General features: G+C 48.4%; 11 protein-coding genes. All 11 read left to right on the top strand.

From position 1 onward, the window contains the following. Positions 1-350 precede the first annotated feature (350 nt). The 11 genes from AB3N00_RS08080 (at position 351) to AB3N00_RS08030 (ending at position 23,448) form a co-directional block, all read left to right on the top strand. On the top strand, positions 351-2,681 hold the full coding sequence (locus AB3N00_RS08080; protein ID WP_413034085.1) for a X2-like carbohydrate binding domain-containing protein: 2,331 nt from the start codon (positions 351-353) through the stop codon (positions 2,679-2,681). A 6-nt stretch (positions 2,682-2,687) separates the two neighbouring features. After that, positions 2,688-4,244: an S-layer homology domain-containing protein gene (locus AB3N00_RS08075; protein ID WP_413034084.1), complete on the top strand. Its 1,557-nt coding sequence runs from the start codon at positions 2,688-2,690 to the stop codon at positions 4,242-4,244. Between the two features lie 283 nt (positions 4,245-4,527). Further along, entirely contained in the window at positions 4,528-6,738 is a 2,211-nt protein-coding gene (locus tag AB3N00_RS08070) for a helix-turn-helix domain-containing protein (protein ID WP_413034083.1), read from the top strand. A gap of 323 nt (positions 6,739-7,061) precedes the next feature. Continuing rightward, on the top strand, positions 7,062-7,946 hold the full coding sequence (locus AB3N00_RS08065) for an ABC transporter permease (protein WP_413035222.1): 885 nt from the start codon (positions 7,062-7,064) through the stop codon (positions 7,944-7,946). An 18-nt stretch (positions 7,947-7,964) separates the two neighbouring features. After that, on the top strand, positions 7,965-8,864 hold the full coding sequence (locus AB3N00_RS08060; protein WP_413034082.1) for a carbohydrate ABC transporter permease: 900 nt from the start codon (positions 7,965-7,967) through the stop codon (positions 8,862-8,864). 65 nt (positions 8,865-8,929) lie between these two features. After that, positions 8,930-10,576 (top strand): extracellular solute-binding protein, encoded by a 1,647-nt coding sequence (locus tag AB3N00_RS08055; RefSeq protein ID WP_413034081.1) that lies wholly within the window; start codon positions 8,930-8,932, stop codon positions 10,574-10,576. 106 nt (positions 10,577-10,682) lie between these two features. Then, complete coding sequence (locus AB3N00_RS08050; protein WP_413034080.1) at positions 10,683-13,067, top strand: glycosyl hydrolase family 95 catalytic domain-containing protein; 2,385 nt, start codon at positions 10,683-10,685, stop codon at positions 13,065-13,067. 150 nt (positions 13,068-13,217) lie between these two features. Then, positions 13,218-15,275, top strand: a complete 2,058-nt coding sequence (locus tag AB3N00_RS08045; protein WP_413034079.1) for an alpha-galactosidase — start codon at positions 13,218-13,220, stop codon at positions 15,273-15,275. 112 nt (positions 15,276-15,387) lie between these two features. Next, entirely contained in the window at positions 15,388-17,718 is a 2,331-nt protein-coding gene (locus AB3N00_RS08040) for a glycosyl hydrolase family 95 catalytic domain-containing protein (RefSeq protein ID WP_413034078.1), read from the top strand. A 99-nt stretch (positions 17,719-17,817) separates the two neighbouring features. Next, complete coding sequence (locus tag AB3N00_RS08035; RefSeq protein ID WP_413034077.1) at positions 17,818-19,359, top strand: response regulator transcription factor; 1,542 nt, start codon at positions 17,818-17,820, stop codon at positions 19,357-19,359. 312 nt (positions 19,360-19,671) lie between these two features. Continuing rightward, positions 19,672-23,448: an S-layer homology domain-containing protein gene (locus AB3N00_RS08030; protein WP_413034076.1), complete on the top strand. Its 3,777-nt coding sequence runs from the start codon at positions 19,672-19,674 to the stop codon at positions 23,446-23,448. Positions 23,449-23,535: the final 87 nt, after the last annotated feature.

The following is a 23,535-nucleotide window of genomic DNA, read 5'->3' as shown; positions in this document are numbered from 1 at the left end:
CGTGTAGGTTCGAGTCCTCTCGACCGCATCAATTAAAGAAAGGCTCCTCGTTAGGCTAGCGCCTTCGGGGAACCTTTTTTGTGTTTTTGTTTGGATCAGCTGAACTTTCGTATTCTTTCCACGTTTTGTCTCCATTGGACCGAGGAGGAAAGTTCTCTTTGGATCTAGACCCAGTGCCATTTGGAAAAATGTCTGTTCTATGGCTGAATTGCCCCCGTAATCAAGATGAAATGTACGCAAAATGCCGAATTGTACCTATCCCGGAAATAGTACATCCACTATTCTCTTCTCGTAAGGAAAGCGCTATCATGAATGACTTGAATTCACATTTCAGAGGGGGTAGGGATGATTTGAAACAAATAGGGAAAAGGATGGCGATGGTTCTTCTGGTATTCATCATGGCAGCAGTACAGTTTGGTTTTACAGGAACAAAAGACCATGTGGCTGAAGCGGCGGATGCAATATTGGCCGAGAAACCGTATATGGGCTGGAGCAGTTACAGTATGCAGGTGTATGACCCTTCAGTGAAATGGATATCCGCAGAGAGCATCAAGAAGCAGTCGGATGCCATGCGCGAGAAGCTGCAGGCCCATGGCTATGAATATATCAATATTGATGCGGGCTGGAATGGAGACAATGATGAATACGGAAGACCGATCCCTAACGCTGCGCTGTATCCGAACGGGTTCCAGGAGGTTATTGACTATGTTCATAACAATGGTCAGAAGATCGGGATCTATCTGATCCCTGGACTATCCATTGATGCGTACAATAAAAATCTGGAGATCTACGGGACGGGTGGAGCATGCCGGATGCAGGACATCGCATACCAGCCGCTCACCGTGATGGATGCCTGGAATGCCTATACCTACAAGATTGATTTCTCGAATCCGTGTGCTCAGAAATACATCGATTCCATTGCTGATCTTCTGGGCGAGTGGGGCATTAACTTTGTCAAATTCGACAGTGTGACCCCAGGTTCGGGAATCAACAATTTGAGCCGGGATGCACGAGGAGATGTGGAGGCCTGGTCCAAAGCTTTGGCAAGACATAATATCTGGTTCGAGCTTTCATGGGCACTGGATCACAACTACGTGGATTTCTGGAAAAAACACGCCAATGGCTGGCGTATCGACTGGGATGTCGAAGCATACGACAGTAATGTGGGTTTGACGCAGTGGGCTAATATTGCACGTCTGTTTCCGATCGCAGCGCTTTGGTGGCGGGATGCAGGCCCCGGCGGATGGAACGACTTTGATTCGTTAAACGTTGGCAATGGCTCCATGGATGGGCTCACCAAGGATGAGCGGAAGACAGCGATGACGTTCTGGGCGATCTCTTCTGCACCCTTATATACAGGAAATGACATGACCAGACTGGACAGCTACGGACTGGAACTGCTAACGAACGATGAAGTGATTGCCGTTAATCAGGCTGGACGTCCGGCTCATCCGGTCTCGATCGATACGAAGCAGCAGGTATGGTATGCCAATAATGGAGATGGGACCTACAGTGTAGCCTTGTTTAATCTGGGCAACCGAAGTGCTGAGGTCAATGTCAACTGGAGTGATATTGGCCTGGAAGGCCCCGCATCGGTCCGTGATCTGTGGAGCCACTCTGAACTGGGTACATTTAACGAGGAATTCAGCAGCGGTTTATTGGAGCCTCATGCTTCACGGATGCTGAAAGTAACAGCACTGAGTGGAACATCAACTGTGAATGACGATGATACGGGCATGCGCTATAACGGGGATTGGAAGCGCAATGGAGGCAAGGAACAATTAGAAGGTGCACAGGATTTGAGTATAGTCATTCAGGATTCTACGGGCACGGAGCCCACGAATCCGGGTACGGCGAGCGATTCGAATGCTGCAGATGAACCAGCTGCGTCTTCCGTCTCCGGGAACAATGCCACGGTTACCGATGTGGTCTACGTTAACGATGACGATAGTGAGATCCAATACACGGGTTCATGGAACTCGAATTCCGGCAGAGGTTTTGGGGACTACAATGACGATGTGCATTATACGGAACAAGACGGGGATTATTTGGAGTACACGTTCACAGGTACAGGCATTGAACTGCTGACAGAGAAGCATGGAGAGCAGGGAGACATGAGCATCATTCTTGATAATGGAGTGGCAGAACAGGTAAGTGCTTATACCGCTGGAGAAAGGGAAGTTCAGCAGGTGTTGTACAGCAAAACGGATCTGCCCAGTGGCACACATACACTGAAGGTAGTTAAGGATTCAGGCCAGTACATGCTTTTGGATGCGCTCAAGGTATCGAAGGAGAAAGAGGCTGGTGGGCAGAACAGTACGATTAGTCCAACTACAGCAGACTTCGACAAGGTGGCGGAGCAACAAGCGGATCTGAAAATCACGTTAAACTTGAACGGCAATGTATTGACAGGCGTGGAACATGACGGGGTTCTTCTCGATGAGAATGACTACGAGGTCGTTGATAACACGTTAACGATCAAGAAGCAATACCTCGCGCAGCTGCCAGTGGGAACAACAGAGCTAAACGTGGTATTTAGCTCGGGTGATCCGCAGACACTGACTATCAAGGTGAGCGATACTTCGGGAATCCGGTTCGCAATGATCAATAACGACGATCCCGCCATCAAGTACAGCGGCAACTGGTCACGCAGTACGGGGAGAGCATTCGGTGACTATTAGGATGACGTGCATTACGCCGAGCAGAACGGTGATTATTTCGAGTATGAATTCCACGGAACGGGCATCCAGTTTTTTACGGAAGTTGATCCTTCACAAGGAGACATGGATATATACGTGGATGGTGAATTCAAGGAAACGGTAAGTGCTTACCGTGACGGACGATTGGCGCAGCAAAAGGTGTACAGTATTTCTGGACTACCGGATGGACAGCACACACTAAAAGCTGTGAAAAAGTCCGGACGGTTCATGCTGCTAGATTTTCTAAAAGTGGAAATCCCCAATATCATACAGCCGGTGAGCGCCATTTTTGACAAAGCTGAATCTGCGCAGGCAGATATTGAAGTGACGCTTTTACAGGAGCCGGAAAGTTTCAGCAAGATCATGAACGGATCAAAAGAGCTGGTTATGGGGACCGATTATGAGGTAACAGGTGATCGGGTAACGTTGAAAAAATCGTATCTTGCCGAGCAGCCTCTCGGCACGCTGAAACTTAGTTTTGTCTTTGACGGAGACTATCTCAACGATATTCATTATTCGACCGTAGATGGTGATTCATTTGAGTATGTCTTCAAAGGAACCGGCATAAGCATGATTACACCTACCGGGCCGCAGCAGGGAGAAGTGGACATCTATACCGACGGAAACCTGGTTCAAACGGTAAGCACATACAGCCAAGGTCGTAAAAATCAGCAGGAGATATACAGCATCTCGGGAATGACAAGTGGTGTACACACGCTGAAAGCCGTTAAGAAGTCTGGTGAACTGATGCTCACCGATCAACTGAAATTTACAATCGCTGCCGGGAACGGGGTGCCAACGAATCCGACAAATCCACCAGGACCTTCCGTACCTTCCAATCCAGGGGCACCATCAACTCCCGTCACACAGCCTCCGGAAACTCCTTCGGAAGCTCCTGAAACAGGAACGGGAGAGGAACCTTCGGGGAATACCGATGATCAGACGATGCGGCATGAGGCCTACATTAACGGATATAAGGACGGTTTGTTCAAACCGAATAACAAGATCACGCGTGCAGAAATGGCAACTATTTTAGCCCAGGTATATGATAAAAGTGCTGTACAATCGGATGTAACATTCAGAGATGTGGATTCATCCCATTGGGGAGCAGAGGCCATTGCCAAGGTAGCAAAGATGGGACTTATGAAAGGTTACAAGGATGGTACATTTAAACCAAACCAATCATTAACCCGTGCAGAGATGGCAAGTCTTGCGGTGAGCCTAAATCCGGATCCCGCCACACCCGGCAGCGGATTTAGCGATATCGGCAGTCATTGGGCAAAGGATGCAATTCTGAGAGCACAAAGCTTGGGAATCCTGACGGGTTACCGTGACGGCACTTTCCGGCCGAATGCTGAGTTGACACGAGCAGAAGCCGTTGTCGTTATTAACCGAGCGCTCGGCAGAGGTCCGCTTACTGGTGTTTCGCAGCCGAAGTGGAAGGATGTCTTACCTTCGCATTGGGCTTTCGGAGATATTGAAGAAGCTTCTGCTGATCATGTTTCGAAGCCTGCTGCAAATGGCGGGGAAAAATGGGTGGAATAGTGTGGAAATAGCTTAAGTGAGAAGGGGACCCAAGTGGTCCCCTTCTTTATAATGATACGAAATAGTCAAGAGAGAGGCTGTTGTGCGGAGAAAAAAACGAATACAGTTGCTGCATGACCAAGAAAACATTTGACTAAGTAAAAAAATGAGATAATCTGTGAATATGATAGCGCTACCAATACCTCGGTAAGGGAGGGGGTTACCCATTAAAAATTCCAGTGTTTTTCGGAAATTTCTCATTTCGTATGTAATCATTTTGGTTATACCCAGCATTGGTGGTTATATGTCTTATTTGACTTCGATTTCCGTAACACAGTCCATTTCCATTGAGAATGGGATTACCCAGCTTGAGAAGGGCCAAGAAATATTGGAGCGCCGCATGGCTGAAGTCGAAGGTTTCACGAGACAGCTTGCGGTTAATCAGGAACTGAACGTTCTTATGAATGAAAGGGATAACGAAACCAATGTATACGGCATATGGCGAGCCATGGAGAATGTGCTGACGTTTGGACAGACGAATGATTTCCTGCAAAATTATTATATTTATCTGGCCAATTATAATTTGATCCTCACCCCAGGCTCTTCCTACAGGCCGAATCATTATTACGCCGATTTTCATTATAACGATCTGTCGCTGGAGGAGTGGATGAAGGAAGTATTAGAACAAACGCATCGGAGTGAGATCAAGCCGCTCAGTTCCTATGTCAGCAGAGGTCAGCAAACTTCGGTCATTACGTATATGCAGTCATTGCCTTTGGACAGCTTCAATAATTCTTCACCAGCGGTCGCCGTCGTTGTCATTGACGAGAAAATGATTGTTGGACTGCTGTCCAGTCTGACGGATCGATATGGTGGATGGGTTCACATCAGTGATGCGCAGGGAAACACCATCGCGCTGAAGGGCAGCGGAGTATCAGAGATGGCCAAGATGACATCCGATCCGGGTTTTGATGAGAGCAAGGTCAGTCAGTTTTATGAGAATGATCTAGTCATCACAACTCGGTCCGATACGAATGGTTGGGTTTACCAGGCAGGGATTCCACGGGATCTGCTTTTGGAAAATGCAAACAAGATCAAGAAGATGAGTATGCTCATTACAGGTGGCACGCTGTTGATCGGCCTGGTCGTTGGACTTATACTGGCCTATCGCCATAGCGCACCGATTAATCGGCTGCTTAGTGTGATGAAAGAGCAGTTTGGGAGAGATGAAGGAGCTTCCAGGAACGAGTTTGATTTTCTTAGCGGGAATATCGCGGATATGATCACCAAGAACAAGCTGCTGGAATCGGAGCTGAATCGCCAGCTTCCACTCGTGAGGGACGCGTTTTTGAAACGGCTGATCTCTGGCGAATTCAAATCGCGGGACGAAATTCTTTCCGCTGCTGAACAGGCGGATATCCGTTTGCATCTGGGGACGGGGTATGCAGGCATCGTTCAGATTAACGGTTATGGCAGCATGGACAACGTTGAAGTCCTGAATGAGCTGAACGCTTCCCGGCTGCTGCTAAAGCAGGCTCTGAGTGATGTTGGCGTTGATATACTGATGACCGATTGGGGATCGGATAAAGTGGCTACGCTGTTTTTTTCCACGGAGGAGGAGGCTGGCATTGACCGTATAGTTGAGGATATTACACAGACCATGGAACATTTGGCACAGGTTATGTTTAATGAATACCGGATCACCATCCAGTCTGGATTTGGTAATCACTTCACCTCCGTAACGGAAGTCAGTCATTCCTTTGACCAAGCCAATCAGGCGCTGGAATACGCCATTTATACGAACCAAAGAGGCCTGATGTGGAACAGTGAAACCCAGATTGAAAATACGACCTATTATTATCCGCTCGATTCAGAGCAGCGTCTAATTACGACGATCCGGGCCGGGGAGCTTGAAGAAGCCAGGCGAATTGTGGAAGCAGTCATGATTCAGAACATGGAGCAGCGGGAGCTGTCCATGGAGATGAAGCATCAACTTATCGGCGAAATGAAGGGTACCTTTATCAAGCTGCTTGATCAAAAAGCGTTTACGGAATACGATTCCATTGAAAATGTCAAACGTCGGGTCATCGAGATTGGATCTGCAGAGCCTCTGGAAACCGTCAAGTCTGAATTGTACGAAATCATGGAAGAACTCTGCGGACTCATTGCAAACAAGAAGAAGGATATCCACAGTCAGATCATTAAGCAAATCAAAGAATATACCGCGGAGATGTATTCGGATACCGAGCTTACGCTGTATCGTGTTGCCGAACAGGTTGAGCGGCCCGAGAAATACATTTCTCAATTGTTCAAGGAGTATACCGGCGTTAATTTCTCCGATCACCTGATTAAAGTCCGAATGGATCAGGCGATAATTCTGCTAAAGAACAGTAATTATACGGTCGATGAAATAGCGGCAAGAGTTGGCTACAACAGTTCGCATTCCTTCCGGCGCGCCTTTAAGCGATTGAACGGTATTTCTCCCAGCGTGTACAGACAATCTAACTACGAATAAATCATCCATGTCCTGCGACCGTGTTGTCCCTACCGGAACAATACGGTTTTTTTGCGCTTTATAGCGGTCCAAATGGAGAAATGGCCGTTCTGATGCTGGTTTGTTCCCTCGATAAAGGGATAACTGTACGCTCTATAGCTCAAGTGTACCTGTTAAGTGGACAGCCAAATCCGCTATGATCAACATGCAGAAAGCGCTATCATTCATCGCACATCACAGACTGTAGTCAGGGGGGGGTTGTTCTGGAGAAAGAAGTCGTTGTGAATCACAGGTCATTGCCACAGAGAAAAGGAACGAGCATATGGAGCAATGCCGGCAAGAAAATGAAGAAGCACTGGCAATTGCATCTGCTCGTTATTCCGCCAGTGCTGTTTTTTCTTATTTTCAAGTATTACCCGATGATCAATGCGGTCCTTGCTTTTAAGGATTATAACGTCATTAAGGGAATATGGGGAAGTCCTTGGGTTGGTTTGCAAAACTTCCGTCTGTTTTTTGAAAATCCATTATTTTGGACGCTGGTCAAGAACACAATCATATTGAGCGGATATTTATTGCTGGCCGGATTCCCGATTCCAATTATATTGGCACTCATGATTAATGAGGTTCGGAGTACAAAGTTCAAAAAATTCGTCCAGCTCGTATCCTTCGCACCCTATTTCATCTCGACGGTCGTAATGGTATCCATCATCATGCTGTTTCTGGCACCGCGGCTTGGTTTTGCGAACATTGCCCTTAATTTCTTTGGGCTTGAATCGGTCAATTTCCTGGGTGAACCAGGGATGTTCCGATCGATCTATGTCTGGTCGGATATATGGCAGACTGCGGGTTACAGTGCGGTTATTTATTTGGCAGCACTCGCCGGAATAGATCCGACGCTCTATGAAGCGGCCAAAGTCGACGGCGCTTCGCGCTTTCAAAAGATCAGGCACGTCGATCTGCCAGGTCTAGTGCCAACCATTGTCATTATTCTGATTCTCAATGTAGGGAACGTCATGGCCATCGGCTTTGAGAAGGTCTACCTGCTTCAGAATCCGCTCAACCTCGCCAACTCGGAAATCATCGCAACCTATGTCTATAGCATCGGCCTGCTGAATGCCAACTACAGCTTTGCGACGGCGGTTGGGCTTTTCAACTCGTTAATCAATCTCGTTTTATTGGTTACCGTGAACGGGTTGGCAAAACGCGTGACCAACAATAGTATCTGGTAGGGAAAGGAGGGTCCCCGAGTGGCAGCAACTGTACAAAAAAGGATCAAGGAGTCTGCCGCCGACAGAGCGTTCCTGATCACCATCTATATTGTGCTCAGCCTCGTTGTGCTTGCGGTCATCTATCCTCTGATTTTTATTATCAGCAGCTCGTTAAGCAGTCCGGCAGCCGTCACTTCGGGCCGAGTATGGCTCTGGCCGGTAGATATCTCATTCAGTGGTTACAAGGCATTGTTCAATACACCTGAAATTCTAACAGGCTACAGTAACTCCATCTTTTATACGGTGGCTGGTACGATCATCAGTGTGGTCCTGACCATCATGATCGCCTATCCGTTATCACGCAAAAGCTTTTTTGGCCGGAATGCCTTAATGATGATCATTACTTTTACGATGATTTTCAGCGGCGGGTTAATTCCCACGTATATGGTCGTGAAGCAGCTTCACCTGATCGACACCCGCTGGGCACTGCTGATTCCTAACGCCATTTGGGTCTGGCAAGTCATCATTGCCCGTTCATTCTTCAAATCCTCCATTCCCGAGGAATTGCTGGAAGCCAGTGAGATGGACGGCTGCAGTGACATGCGTTTTATCTGGAGTATTGTCCTTCCTTTATCCAAACCGATTATTGCCGTGCTGGTACTCATGTATGCGGTTGGACAATGGAATGCCTATTTCGATGCCCTTATTTATTTAAAATCGGCCGACTTGTTCCCATTGCAGTTGATCCTGCGCAGCATTATTATTCAGAACAACAGCGGAGGAGCGATGGATGCGGCGAAAATGGTGGAGAGACAGCAGCTTGCCGAGCTGTTAAAATATTCCTTGATTGTGGTCGCTACATTACCTGTACTTGTGATATATCCGTTTGTACAGCGCCATTTCGTACAGGGAATGCTGGTTGGTTCCATCAAGGGCTAATTCTCCTCTTTGCACGTACAGAATCATTTTCTTACCCGGTAAACTACTAAAGGGAGTGATCCGATTTGAAGAAAAGCCTGATAACCATACTCATGCTGCTTATGGCGTTCACGATTGTAATGAGCGGATGTTCAAGTGACACCTCGTCCAGCCAGGAATCAGGAAACCCGGCTACAGGGGATAATCCAGTGAACATCAGCGTGTTTTCCGTACAGGAATCAGGGATCGATATCCCCACCAACCAATTCACCAAATTTGTGGAAGACAAGTTCAACATCAAATTCAACTGGCAGATCAATCCGTCAGACGGGGCCAAGGAAAAGCGCCAAATCTCGCTGGCGAGTGGTGACTATCCCGATGCCTACCTGCTTACTCATTACATTGACCAATTCTCACAAGCGGATCTGTTGAAATATGGCAAACAGGGCGTTCTCGTGCCCCTGAATGATCTGATTGATCAATATGCTCCCAACATCAAAGCAACCATGGAAAAGAATTCGAATTTGAAAACGCTTAACACGGCACCGGATGGCAATATCTATGGCCTGGTTGCCTATACGGAATGTTTCCATTGTTCGTACCCGAGCAAGATGTGGATGAATACCGAGTGGTTGAAAAAGCTTAACCTGGAGATGCCAACCACGACAGAAGAATTCAAAAATGTGCTGCAGGCATTCAAAACGCAGGACCCGAACGGGAACGGCAAAGCCGATGAAGTACCGCTCAGCGGCTCCATCGAAGAGTTCGGTGTGCGAATCATTCCTTTCCTTATGAATGCATTTGTGTATGACGATGACCGCAACTACCTGCAGATGATCGGAGGAAAAGTTCAATCCGCAGCCATTACGCCGGAGTGGAAGGAAGGATTGACCTACATCAAGTCGTTGTTTGACGCGGGTCTGATTGATCCAGGAGCCTTTACACAGAACGCAGAAGCCTTCAAGAAAATTGGGGAAAACGCGGATGCGGAAATTCTCGGCGTCGGTGCGGGCATGCACCCGGCCATCTTCGTGAATATTGATCCTGGAAATACTCGCTCGGCACATTATAACCCTGTACCTCCCATTTCCGGACCGAGCGGAATATCCTATGCGACACATGACGGAGGCGGCGTATCTCCAGGAGCCAAATTCGTTATTACCAACAAAGCAAGCGAAGAGGCGCAAATCGCCCTGATCAAAATGGTTGACTACATGTTCACTGCCGAAGGTCAAACGAACGGGGCAAGCGGTATGAAAGGAATCGATTGGACCGATCCGGTAGAGGGTGATGTGGCACTGGGCAAGGATTCCAAGCCGATGGTTAAACAAATCCCAATGGCTGAGGGCGAAGCGCCGCGTAATGCGGGCTGGAGCGGAATGGCTCATTTCTATATGCCCAAAGAATATCGTGATACCTTTGTTCAAGGCACGGATATCTATGCTTCGGACGGTTATGAGCGCAGACTTTATGATGCCACGCTGCTGTACGAAGGACATGAACCTGAAGAATTGTTCCCGATCTGGTCCGTGTGGATTGATCCGGCCGAGATTGATGAGGCCAGTTTGCTGCAAACCAATATCAGAAACTACATCGAACAAAATCAGCTTCAATTCATCACAGGCAACAAGGATCTCAACAAGGATTGGGATGCGTATGTAAAAGGTTTGGAAAATCTGAAGCTGGACCGTTATCTCGAAATTTTGCAAAAAGCCTATGAGGCGTCCAAGTAACAGGTGAAGATCGACAATGAGGTGCTCAGGATGGACCGGGCACCTCATTGTCGTTGCATTCAGGAAAGGAACTCATTCTAACGAAGGGGGAGAAGGGAGAGAACACATGAAACTTCAATATGATAAAGCCGCCAGTGTATGGACCGAAGGACTTCCCATCGGAAATGGCCGTCTGGGAGGCATGATCTTCGGAGGGGTGGAGGAGGAGAAAGTCAGTCTGAATGAAGACACCTTATGGTCCGGGTACCCTATGGAGGGCAACAATCCCCGGGCTAAGGAGGTTTTGCCGAAGGTCCGCAAGCTGATTCAGGAGGAGCGTTATCTGGAAGCAGATACGTTGACGAAAGAGATGCTGGGACCATACACTCAATCGTATTTGCCTTTTGGAGACTTACTTCTGCGTTTCGAGCATGGGAGCATCCATCATTCCTACAAGCGGATGCTGGATGTGGAAAATGCACTACACAGCCTCGAATACCAGGTTGGGAATGTTACGTATAAACGAGAAATGTTTGCTTCCTATCCCCATCAGGTGCTGGCACTTCGGCTGACGGCAAGTGTGACAGGGGCACTGAATGTTCATGCCACGCTGGACAGCCCGCTTCGGCATACCCTTCACGTGCAAGGTGATCGGTTCGTTCTGTCAGGAACCGCACCAGATCATGTGGAGCCCAGCTATGTTGCAAGTGATAATCCCATTAAATACGGGGAACCGGGAGACCGCAAAGGCATGGTTTTTGAAGGACAGTTGGCTGTGACAGCGGAGGATGGACAGGTAACCGTGGATGGACAAGGAATTCATCTGTTGGGTGCAACGGCTGCCACCTTCTACTTCAGTGCGGCTACGAGTTTTAATGGTTATGACAAAATACCTGGAGTGGAAGGGAAAGACGCCTCGACCATTGCGGGTTCATTTCTGAACGTTGCGACAAGCCAATCCTATGCAAGCTTGCGAGATTCACATATTTCGGATTATCGCTCACTGTTTGACAGAGTAAAACTTCAGCTTGGTACGCCGCTTGCTCCGGAAGGAATGTCTACCACTCAGCGCATCACGACCTATGCAGCTGAAGATCCGGGACTTGTGGAGCTGCTCTTTCATTATGGACGTTACTTGCTGATCTCCAGTTCGCGCCCTGGAACACAGGCTGCCAATCTCCAGGGGATATGGAATGCATTTACCCGTCCACCTTGGAGCAGCAATTATACATTGAATATTAACACCGAGATGAATTACTGGCCGGCCGAAATCTGCAATTTGGCGGAATGCCATACACCCTTGCTGGATATGATCGGCAATCTGGCGAAGAAGGGTGCCGAGACTGCCCGGGTCAACTATGGTACCCGTGGCTGGACGGCGCATCATAATACGGATCTCTGGGCACAGACGGCCCCGGTTGGAAATTATGGGGATGGTGATCCAGGCTGGGCGTATTGGCCGATGGGTGGCGTATGGCTGACCCAGCATTTATGGGAGCATTACGCTTTTAACGGAAACGAAGCGTATTTGAGGACAACTGCCTATCCTGTCATGAAGGAGGCTGCACTGTTTGCACTGGACTGGCTCATTGACGACGGCAGCGGAAGTTATACGACTTCTCCTTCTACTTCCCCGGAGCATAAATTTCGTACACCGAGAGGCGTAGCAGCGGTCAGTTCGGGTTCAACCATGGATATCTCCCTGATCTGGGAGTTGTTCACCAATTGCATGGAAGCATCGGAACGGCTGGGTATTGACCTGGATTTCAGGATGGAACTGGAGAATGTCCGCAAACGACTGCAGCCGCTGCAGGTCGGTAAATATGGACAACTGCAGGAATGGTCGAAGGATTTTGAAGACGAGGATACGTATCACCGGCATACCTCGCACCTCGTAGGCATATACCCCGGGCGGCAGTTGTCCCAGAAGGAAACACCGGCGCTGTATGCTGCTGCCAGAACCTCACTGGAGCGGCGCGGAGACGAGAGCACAGGCTGGAGTTTGGGGTGGCGAGTTGCCCTCTGGAGTCGTTTCGGAGATGGGAACCATTCCCTGCGTCTGCTCTCCAACATGCTTCGTCTGGTCAAGGACGGGGAATCAGAGCAATACAACCATGGCGGTATATATGCCAATCTGCTTGGTGCGCATCCACCTTTTCAGATCGATGGCAATTTCGCCGCGTCCGCCGGCATTGCCGAGATGCTGCTGCAATCTCATCGTCCGTACCTTGAATTGCTTCCGGCACTACCGGATGCATGGCAGAAGGGCAGCGTCGCTGGACTGCGTGCCAGGGGTGGATTCGAAGTTAGCCTTAGTTGGGACAGGGGAGAGCTCGCGGAAGCACATATCACTTCCCTGCTGGGTATGGATTGCACCCTTCGCAGTAATGTCCCGCTCATCGTCACCTTGAATGGGAACCTGATGAATACGATCCGCATCGATGCATTCACGATAAAATTTCCAACATCCGCTGGTCAGACATACAGCGTTGCAGTGGACGATCAGCATTAAGGCCAAGAAGTGTGTTAAATCGCGATATGGATCGGAACATCGGTGCATGGATTACACCCTGGCCTGTCTTTATAATGAGGGCAGACTTGGGAGGGCGAATAAAATAACCGCTCCTGCCAACTAGCCATGCAATATGGAGGAGGCATTTGAATGCTAACTAGCAATACAGCAGTGCGGGTGGAGCAGCAGGATGAAACTTTGATCCGGTTGAGCAATAACCAGGTAAGTCTGGAGATTCATCTTGGAAATGGTGAAGCTTCATGCAATGACAGTATCTCTGGCCATGTTCAGAATTTCCGCAGTGCTTTTCGCTGGCAAGGTCGGGAGTACAATACAGAACATTATCAGAGCCATGAGCTGAAGAGCAAGGAAACCATTGTGCGGGAAGGCTTTGGCAAAGGGGTGCATTTGGTGATCCTGCATCAGGCATCCATGCTGCCGAGATTGGAACAACATTTCTATATATACGAATCCTTACCGTTTGTATTGGTACAGAGCACCATTGATAGTGATGAAGAGATTAAGGTGAATCGCTTTGCGGTCATTCAATCCAAACAAATATCACTTGGCGTTGGTGAAGCTCAACAACAAGAGCTCAGCATTCTGCGGGTACCTTTTGACAACGACAAATGGGTCCGATATACGGTGATAAAACCGCCACTGGAAGTCGAAAGCTATGAAGCTGCAGCATTATTCGAGCCAGACAGCCGCCGTGGAATCATTATGGGTTCTCTCACCCATAAGGTATGGAAAACAGGAATTCGGTTCAAAAGCGAACGGAGCGGGCACATCGACGAACTTGATCTTTACGGCGGTGCCGTCAGCGAGTTGACCCGCGATTTTCAGCCTCACGGTTATGTGAAGGGAAAGAGAATTGAATCACCACTCGTATTCATCGGATTTTACGAAGACTACCGGGAGGGACTCGAAGCTTACGGCCGTACCAACACCTGGATTGAGGCCCCGCTGCCATGGGAAGGCGGAGTGCCTGTCGGCTGGAACAGTTGGTCTGCCGCAATGAGTGAACTGGACTACGATTTGTATACGTCGACCAGTGATTTTTTGAAAAAGGAAGTACAGCCTTTGGGGTTTCAGAATGAAGGCACCCTGTACATCAACTTTGATGCCTTCTGGGACAATTTTACACCCGAAGAAATGAAGGATGCATTGGATCGGGTGCGGCAAAACGGACACAGAGCTGGAACGTATTGGACGCCTTTTGCTTTCTGGGGAAGCCCGGAACAATTCAGTCAAGTCGTGGAAGGAACGGATGGCCAGTATACCTACGGGGATATATTGCTGCGGGACAGTGAAGGTGAGGTTTTGCCGGATGTGGATGGCGGTTTGGCTATTGACCCGACACATCCAGGGAATCGGTTAAGAATCGACTGGTTCGCAAACAAATTCATATCGGAAGGATTTGAGTATATCAAACTGGACTTCCTCGCTCACGGTGCATTGGAAGGACAGCATCACGACCCGGAGATCACGACAGGGATTGCAGCTTACCACTATGGCATGTCTTACTTGCAGCAAAAACTTTCACCGGAAGCCATTGGCCGGCCATTCTTCATTAACCTGTCCATTGCACCGCTGTTTCCGTACGCCTTCGCCCACAGTCGCCGCATTTCCTGCGATGTCTTCGGCACGCTTCAGGATACGGAATATTTATTAAACTCACTGACTTATGGATGGTGGATGAATAATACGCTGTACCGATTCAATGATCCGGATCATTCCGTGCTGTACAAGAGCTTCAACCAGGAAGCGACTGGCTTGCAGGAAGGGAGAAGCCGTCTGACTGCTTCGGTGATTGCCGGTACGGTATTACTGCTCGGAGATGATTTCCGCCAAGCGGAGGCTGGGGAACGGGCAAAAGCGTGGCTTGCAAACAACGAAATCATGAATGTTGCCCGATTGGGCCGAACCTTCCGTCCGGTTGAGGGAGATTGCGGCAAGGGGGCTTCAGACGTGTTTGTACTTGAACTGCTTGAAGAAAAGAGCTTCTATCTGGCTGTTTTCAATTTCGATGCTGCACGTGAGGTACACAAAACAATTTCTCTGAAACGAGCCGGACTTGATGCCAGCACCGTTTACAGTTATGAGGAGCTGTGGGAAGGATTACAAGGGGAAACCTTCGGCGATCTGAACGTAACGCTGGTACCAGCAGAGTCTAAAATCTTCAGACTGACGGTTAAAGGAAGCTGACAGTTACTTCAACTCGAATCAAATAATTGCGCGCTTTTGTTCAATACAGACAGCGCGTTTTATTTGTTTTAACGTATTAACAGCTTATCCAATTTGAAGAGGAGGGTATGAAATGGACGATTTTACATTGTGGTATTCCACCCCTGCAGTGAATTGGTCTCAGGGGCTGCCGCTGGGTAACGGGAGGATGGGTGCGGTTGTCATGGCATCACCACATCGTGAAGTGTGGAGCATGAGTGAGGTTACCTATTGGTCAGGGCAAACAGACCCGGAGCCTGCTTTTAAAGGAGGAAAAGTAACGCTGGAGGAGATGCGGCGTCATTTCTACGCGGGCAATTACGATGAAGGTGATCGTCTTGCCAAGCAGTATCTGCAGCCGAATAAGCAAAATTTCGGAACGAATCTGGGGTTATGTGAGGTTGTTATCCAATTTTCCGAGGAGAGCCCGGACCACATGGAAGCGGGAAGCTTCCGGCGCGAGCTGGATTTGAACCAGGCACTGGTGAGGACAGTCTGGAGGAACAACCATACAACGCTGAACCGTGAGGTTTTTGCATCCCATGCCGATGATCTGGTTGTCTCTAAAGTTTGGAGTGATGCCTCCGGAGGCGTATCTTTTACGCTCGGCTTGGAGGGAGGCGCGGAATCGTTCCAGTGCGCCGTTCTAAATGATGGCACACTGGAATTCAAAGGTCAGGCAACAGAGAATGTCCATAGCAACGGCAAATGCGGTGTGTGGGCCCAAGGTTATGTGAAGGTTGTCGTGTCTGGTGGTACGGTTACTGGAGGAAACGGAAAGTTGACTGTCGCTGGAGCGGATGAGGCCTGGATTTACTTCACAGTCAGCACCGATTATCGCCGTGCTGAAGCGGCGTGGAGAAAGGAGAGCCTCCTCACGCTGGAAAAGGCGGTGGACAAAGGCTATCCCCTGCTGAGAAGGGATCATATCGGGGACTACAGCGAGCAGTACGACAAGGTTAGGATTCATCTTGGGACTGCAAGCAAAGCCGATCTGTCAACGGATCAGCGCATCCGAATGCTCGCGAGGGGCGGAAGCGATGATCCACAGCTGTTCGCGATGTTCCTGCAATACGGCCGGTATCTGACCATTGCCGGTTCCCGCGCCAATTCTCCGCTGCCGCTGCACCTTCAGGGAATATGGAATGACGGAGAGGCCTGTCGTATGGGATGGAGCTGTGATTATCACCTGGACATCAATACCCAAATGAACTATTATCCAACGGAAATTACGAATCTGGGAGACAGTCATCTACCGCTGGCGAGATATATTGAAGATCTGGCAGCAGCGGGTAGATCAACGGCTCGTAACTTATATGGAAGCGAAGGCTGGGTTGCGCATGTCTTCTCCAACGTCTGGGGATTCACACTTCCTGGATGGGATACTTCGTGGGGGCTGAATGTTACAGGCGGACTGTGGCTTGCCACTCAATTGATTGAGCATTATGAATATAGCCAAGACCTTGTTTTTCTGGAGAAAACGGCCTATCCCGTGCTTAAAGAAGCCGCAGCCTTCTATCTGGACTATATGAGTGTTCATCCCCAATATGGCTGGCTGGTGACCGGTCCTTCCAATTCCCCAGAGAATCATTTCTATCCCGATCATTCTGGCAGTACCGTGCACCAGCTCTCGATGGGAACGACATTGGACCAGATTCTGGTACGTGAGCTGTTCGAATTTTGCCTGAAGTCGGTGGAACTGCTGAATCGGGATGAGGAACTTGGACGAAAATTGAAGGAAGCCATTGCCAAGCTGCCGCCCCTGCAGATTGGGAAGAAAGGACAACTGCAGGAATGGCTGGAGGATTATGAGGAAGCACAGCCGGAGCATCGACATATGTCACATCTATTCGCCTTGTATCCAGGTCATCAGATTACACCGGATCGGACACCTGAACTCGGTTCGGCAGCAAGAGTGATGATGCAGAACCGGATGCAGCAGGAAGAACTGGAGGATGTGGAATTTACGGCGGCCCTGTTTGGGCTGGGTTTTGCCAGGCTGCGTGACGGAGAGATGGCCTACAAGCATATCTCCCACCTAATCAGTGGGCTGTGTTTCGATAATTTGCTGACCTATTCGAAATCGGGCATTGCCGGTGCTGAAACCAATATTTTTGTCATTGATGGAAATTTTGGAGGAACCGCCGTTATTGCGGAAATGCTGCTGCAAAGTTATGCAGGCGAGATTCATCTGCTGCCAGCTCTGCCGCAGGCTTGGAGTAAGGGAGAGGTATCCGGGTTAAGAGCCAAAGGCAATGCCGAGGTTGATGCAGTTTGGGAGAACGGGGAGCTGATATCCGCTACAATTCGTACCTTTTCACCTGGAGTATTTACGGTTTGCAGAGGAGGGCTTAGAACGACCCTTCATGCCGAAGCGGGAGTAAATTACAAATTCAACGCTCAGCTGGAGTTGTTAGTACCATAATTTCAAACTGAAAAGAACCTTCATAATAATTCGATCTGGTCGAACGGAGGGAAAAACATATAATAGAGACACAGACAGATCAAAATGGGAGGGACTTCGATGTACAGCATTTTTCTTGTAGACGATGAAGAGCTTGGACTTGAGATGATGAGAGATTATATCCGCTGGGAAGAGATGGGGATCTACATCATTGGAACAGCGAGCAATGGCAGGGAGGCCTTGGAGAAGATCGAGGCCACTCAGCCTGATATTGTACTTACCGATGTTCAGATGCCAATTATGAATGGAATTGATTTGGCTAGAAAAATACATGAGTTGTACGACTCCATTCAAGTGATGTTTCTGACAGGGCACGATGAATTCCATTATGTGAAATCGGCTCTTAATGTAGGAGCTGTCGGATATTTGCTAAAACCACTTGATCCAAGTGAAATTGAAAGCGTTATATCGAAGGTGAAGCAGCGCTGTGAGGAAGTTGGCATGAAAAGACGTTCCACAGAGGCGGCCAAAGCCAACCTTCTGAAGGAGCTGTCCTACGAAAAAGATGTGACTCGTGCTGCAGAACTGGCATCCGATTTTAGCCGGTTAACCCGTTTGCCCGCGACATCGCGTTATTCACTGGCCTTGTTCAGCATCGATCCCATTGAGGTGGAGGGGGAGCAGCTAAGTCTGGAGGATTGCACCGGCAGGCTGGTGTCTTATCTGAATTTCTACTTTAAAGCGAAGAATCTGGAGGTTATCTTTGTTGCTTACAAAGAAGGCGAGACAGGGCTGTTTATGGAGGCAGATCAACAGCCTGGATATTATGCCTGGGAAGACTTGGCGGCTGCCATGCGAAGTGCGCTGGATTTCACGGTGACTGCTGCTGTAGGCGGCCAAGAAATGGTATTATCCAATATTCATTGCCTATATGAGCAAATGCGTGTGATCTTGAGCGAACGTTTTTATGAAGGAACCGGAACGATGATTCATGCGGAAGCCGTAACGATTCAATTGTACAGCGAAGATATGCCGTCTTTTGATAAGCAGGAGTGGTTTGAGGCTATTCATCGACTGGATTTTGAATGGACGGCACAGAAGCTGCACCGATATTTTGAGACCCTGGCCGCAATGCGAATGAAAAAGAAGATCATATGTGACTGGTCCATAGGCCTTGTCGATGAATTGCTGGAACAGGTTCAGGAGCCAATTGCGAAGGGGGTTCAACGAGCGGAACTATACCACTCCATTTATAATGCGCTTTCGCTGCATGAGATTGAGTGCCTGATCCTGGATGCGGCAGGAAATGCCGTGAGTCTGCTGGGCGAGCGGTTTATGGACAAGAATGAAAAACTGATTCATAAGGTGCGGACCCTTATTGATCAAAATTATAATCACCCCATTACCATCAACAGCCTGTCTGAGCAGGTTTATCTGTCGCCAAACTATTTGCGATCCATTTTCAAAGATAAGACAGGAATGACCATCCATGATTATTTGACTCGTATCCGGCTTGATAAAGCTAGGGAGATGCTGGCAGACGGCTCACTGAAGATTCATGATATTGCACAGAGAGTGGGTTACGAGAGCACATCTTATTTCATTTCCCTTTTTCTTAAAAATGAGGGGGTTACGCCAAATGAATATAGAAAAACAATCTGATCGTTCGGTATCTGAACCTTCGTATCAATGAAAGAGACATTCCGATATGAATCGTAAAATTGGGATATGGATCATTGCGATTTCTCTTTTTACAATTAGGCATGTAACCTAATCATTCAGCCCCAATAGTAGGAATTCAGACAGCGGGCAATGAGGAACAAAGAACAAGGAACAAGAGTTTATAGAAAAACAGAGAAGGAGGATGAGCATTTATTGTAATTTGAAAGCGATTACAAAAAAGCGAGTACTACTGCTTAAATGGACAGTATGAACACAGCGATAGCCCAATCATTATGAATTTGGAGGAATGTTATGTTTAATCGAGTCCTGAAAAAAGCCTTTGTGTTCCTCTTGAGCTTCTCTCTCGTGACAGGTATTGGTCCGATTGCAGGCATGGTCCAGGCGAACGATACGAATAGCTATGAAGCCGAGGCGGACGGAAATGCGCTGAGCGGAAATGCCTCTGTCTCGGATAGTCCGTCTGCTTCAGGAGGCAAGAAGGTCGGAGGTATGTACCAAGGCAGCTCATTACAATTCAACAATGTGACAGTGAGCGAGTCGGGAAGTTATAAAGCCGACGTTTACTACATTTCGGGTGATCCCCGGCCGTTTAATATTAGTGCCAATGGTGGAGCGAAGCAATTTGAAGAACCACCGAAGACTGCGGATTGGGATACCGTTGGAAGTTATGCTGTGACGCTGCCCCTGAACGCAGGGAGTAACACAATCCTGATCGATGATAACAATTGGTACTCCCCTGACATCGACAAGATTGTCATTGTCGGATTGGAAGACAATGAAGAGGAGCCAGGGAATCCTGGCGAAGAAGACGACTTGGGGACACCGGGCGATACGCATCAATATGGAGCAATATCGGTAACGGATTATACGTACGGATTTCTCGTATCCAATGACCACTATGAAGTATCTTATAATACCCAAACAGGCTTTGCCGGTTATAGCTGGGCGGACGGACAGAAGCTCCGAGGTGTATACAGCAGTATTAAATTGGGCGAAGCTCTTGTGGAGAGCAAAGATTATGAAAGTCATGCAAGTGCTGGTGCACCGATCGAATTGGACGACGAATTCGGCAAAGGAATTGAACTTGCATTTGTTCATACATCGGCTGGCAAACCGACATTGAAGCAGGTTTATCGTTTCTATGAAGATAAGACGTATTTTCTGACCAGCCTGAGTGCAATTAGCGAAATGGAGATCATGAGCAATTACATGTCCCCGATTACCGTGACCAATACGGGTGGCGTGGACATTGGGGATAGCGCAGATAATCGTGTCCTCACCGTGCCTTTTGACAATGATGCCTGGATACGTTACAAATCCCAAACGATGAACCGCGCAGATACTAGTTATGAAATGACCGCCATCTTTAATAACGCAACACGCAATGGATTGGTAATTGGTTCTGTGACCCATGATACCTGGAAAACAGGTATTGATTGGAAAGGATCTGCTAATCGTCTTCATGAGCTTGTCGTTTATGGAGGGGCTGCGAGTGATGTTACCCGGGATACGCAACCTCATGGCAGTCTGACTGGCACGGAGCTGTCCTCGCCGCTGATTATGGTGGGAGGGTTCAGTGATTACCGGACAGGACTTGAAGAATACGGAAAGGCCAATGCAACTATAACTCCGCCGCTGAAATTGAATCCGCAGCTTCCGCAAGGCGTTCCAGTCGGCTGGAATAGCTGGGGAGCGTATGGCAGCACACTGTCTTACCAGAACGTTGTGGATGTCTCCAACTACTTTAAGAACAATTTGAACAAATTCAACAATAGCGGCAATGTCTTTATCAACATGGATTCCTACTGGGACAATTTGAGTGATGAAGAGCTTGCACAGGCTGTATCTGTAATTAAGGGTAACGGTCAGCAAGCAGGGATCTATTGGGCTCCTTTTGTGTACTGGGGTAACAATATGAGTCAGACCGTTGAAGGCACCAATAACCAATATACGTATGGCGATATCGTGCTTAAGGACAATGCGGGTAATCCTCTGCCTACCCTGGACGGAGCCTATCCACTGGATGTAACGCATCCGGGAGCCAAAATGCGGATGGATTACTTCCTGGATAAGTTCAAAAATCTCGGGTTCACCTTTATCAAACTGGATTTTCTGACTCACGGCTCTCTGGAAGGAAAACATGTTGATCCAGAAGTATCCACTGGCATCCAGGCGTACAATGAAGGCATGCGTTATGTTGAAGACCGGCTGGACGGAAAAATGTTCATTAGTGTATCCATTGCACCGATCTTTCCAAGCCAATATGCTCACAGCAGACGCATCTCCTGCGATACCTACGGCAATATCAATGAGACAGAGTATATGCTGAATTCATTAACCTATGGCTTCTGGCAAAATGGAACCATTTATTCCTATACAGACCCTGACCATCTGGTATTAAGCAGTGCTTCAAGTTTGGCCGAAGCCCGCAGCCGGGTTAACTCGGGTGTAATTGCCGGGACTGTGATGATGGATTCCGATGATGTGAACGATCCAAAAGCTCAGGAATACATGACTGCCTTGTATAACAATACGGAGGTTCTGAATGTTGCGCTGAAGGGGAAGGCATTTAAGCCGCTTGAAGGCAATACCAATGCGAATGCTGCAGATACGTTTGTGCTCAAGGATGGCGAAGATTATTACCTTGCCGTATTTAATTACAGTGCTACCAATGCGACAGCCCGAACGATTGACTTCGAACGCGCCGGACTGAATGCTTCCCAATCTTACTCTCTAACAGACCTATGGTCAGGAGAAGTATCTTCCGTCTCGGGTTCATGGTCGGCAGCTCTTGAACCAGCTGAATCGAGATTGGTGAAATTAACGAAAAACACGAATACCCCTGAGAACCCATCAAATCCATCAAATCCAGAAAGCCCTGGGACTCCCGAAAACTCAGGCAGCCTTGGCAATAATCATAACAACACTACGTCTGGGAACATCCCGAACCAAGGAGGTGTCACTACAACCCTGACGATCACGGCAGATATGCTGCAAATCAACAGGGAGTCTGGAAAAGCTGTAGTGGAGATCAAGGGAGTTACGAAGGAAGTGCAGTTATCTTCTGCTATTGTCCGCCAACTCGGAAACTACGCGTTGGCAGTGGAATCGGGTAAGCTAAGTCTCCACATTCCTGCTGAGGTGCTGCAGCAGCTTATAAATAAGCTGCCAGAAGGGCAGCGGGAAGACAGCACGATTTCTCTCAGAATGGTTTCGCTTGGCAGTAGAGCTAATGAAGTCATTGCTGGAGTGCAGACCAGGTCGCGTGCAAAGGTATCGCTGAAGGGAGAGATCTACGAGTTTAGCTTATCGGTTCAGAGTAAATCAGGCTTAAGCGAAACACTTTCCAATGTTGAAAAACCATTCGTTTTGGGTCTAAGTGCAATGGAAGGTTTTAATCCCACACAGGGTGGCATTTATGCTATTGCTGACAATGGTGAGCTTGATTTTGTTCATGGAGAGTATGCAGCTGATGTACTCTCAGGAGAAATCAGCGACTTCAGCACATATGCTGTTTTGGAGCTGGATCGCACCTTTACGGATGTCCCTGCCTACCACTGGGCGAGCCCCGTCATCAAGGAGTTGGCGGCCAAGCTGCTTGTTGAAGGTACAAGCGGAGACCTGTATGAACCAGGACGTGCGGTTACGCGAGCCGAATTCACTTCAATGCTTGTACATTCCCTGGGGTTGACATCGGCAGGTGAAGTGGAATTTCGTGATGTAACGGATGATCGCTGGTATGCTTCGCCAATCTCCATCGCGTACAAGGCGGGAATTGTAAGCGGCAAAAGTCAGAATATGTTCGAACCGGATAAACCAATTACTCGGGAGGAAATGGCGGTAATGCTGATGAAGGGATATGCCCTGGGCAGGGATCAGAGCCCTCTAGTTTCCAAGGACGCAGCATTCACGGATATGAATCTGATTTCATCATGGGCAAATGCATCAATAATGACTGCAGCCAATCTTGGCCTGATTCAAGGGAAAGGGCAGGGGCAGTTTGGACCCAAAGAGATCGCTTCCCGGGCAGAAGCGGCACAGGTCATCTATAACCTGATTTTGAAGTAATTCTGGGGGCTGCGGAGTGATTCGCAGCCTTATTTATGTATTTCAATGAAGAATTCATGAGCAATTTATATAACAAAAAAGGGCAGA

Source organism: Paenibacillus xylanilyticus, from assembly GCF_047246825.1.
In the GTDB taxonomy this organism is placed as follows: Bacteria; Bacillota; Bacilli; order Paenibacillales; family Paenibacillaceae; genus Paenibacillus; species Paenibacillus xylanilyticus_B.
Note: the sequence above shows the minus strand (reverse complement) of the source record. Positions and strands in the feature narration are given on the sequence as shown.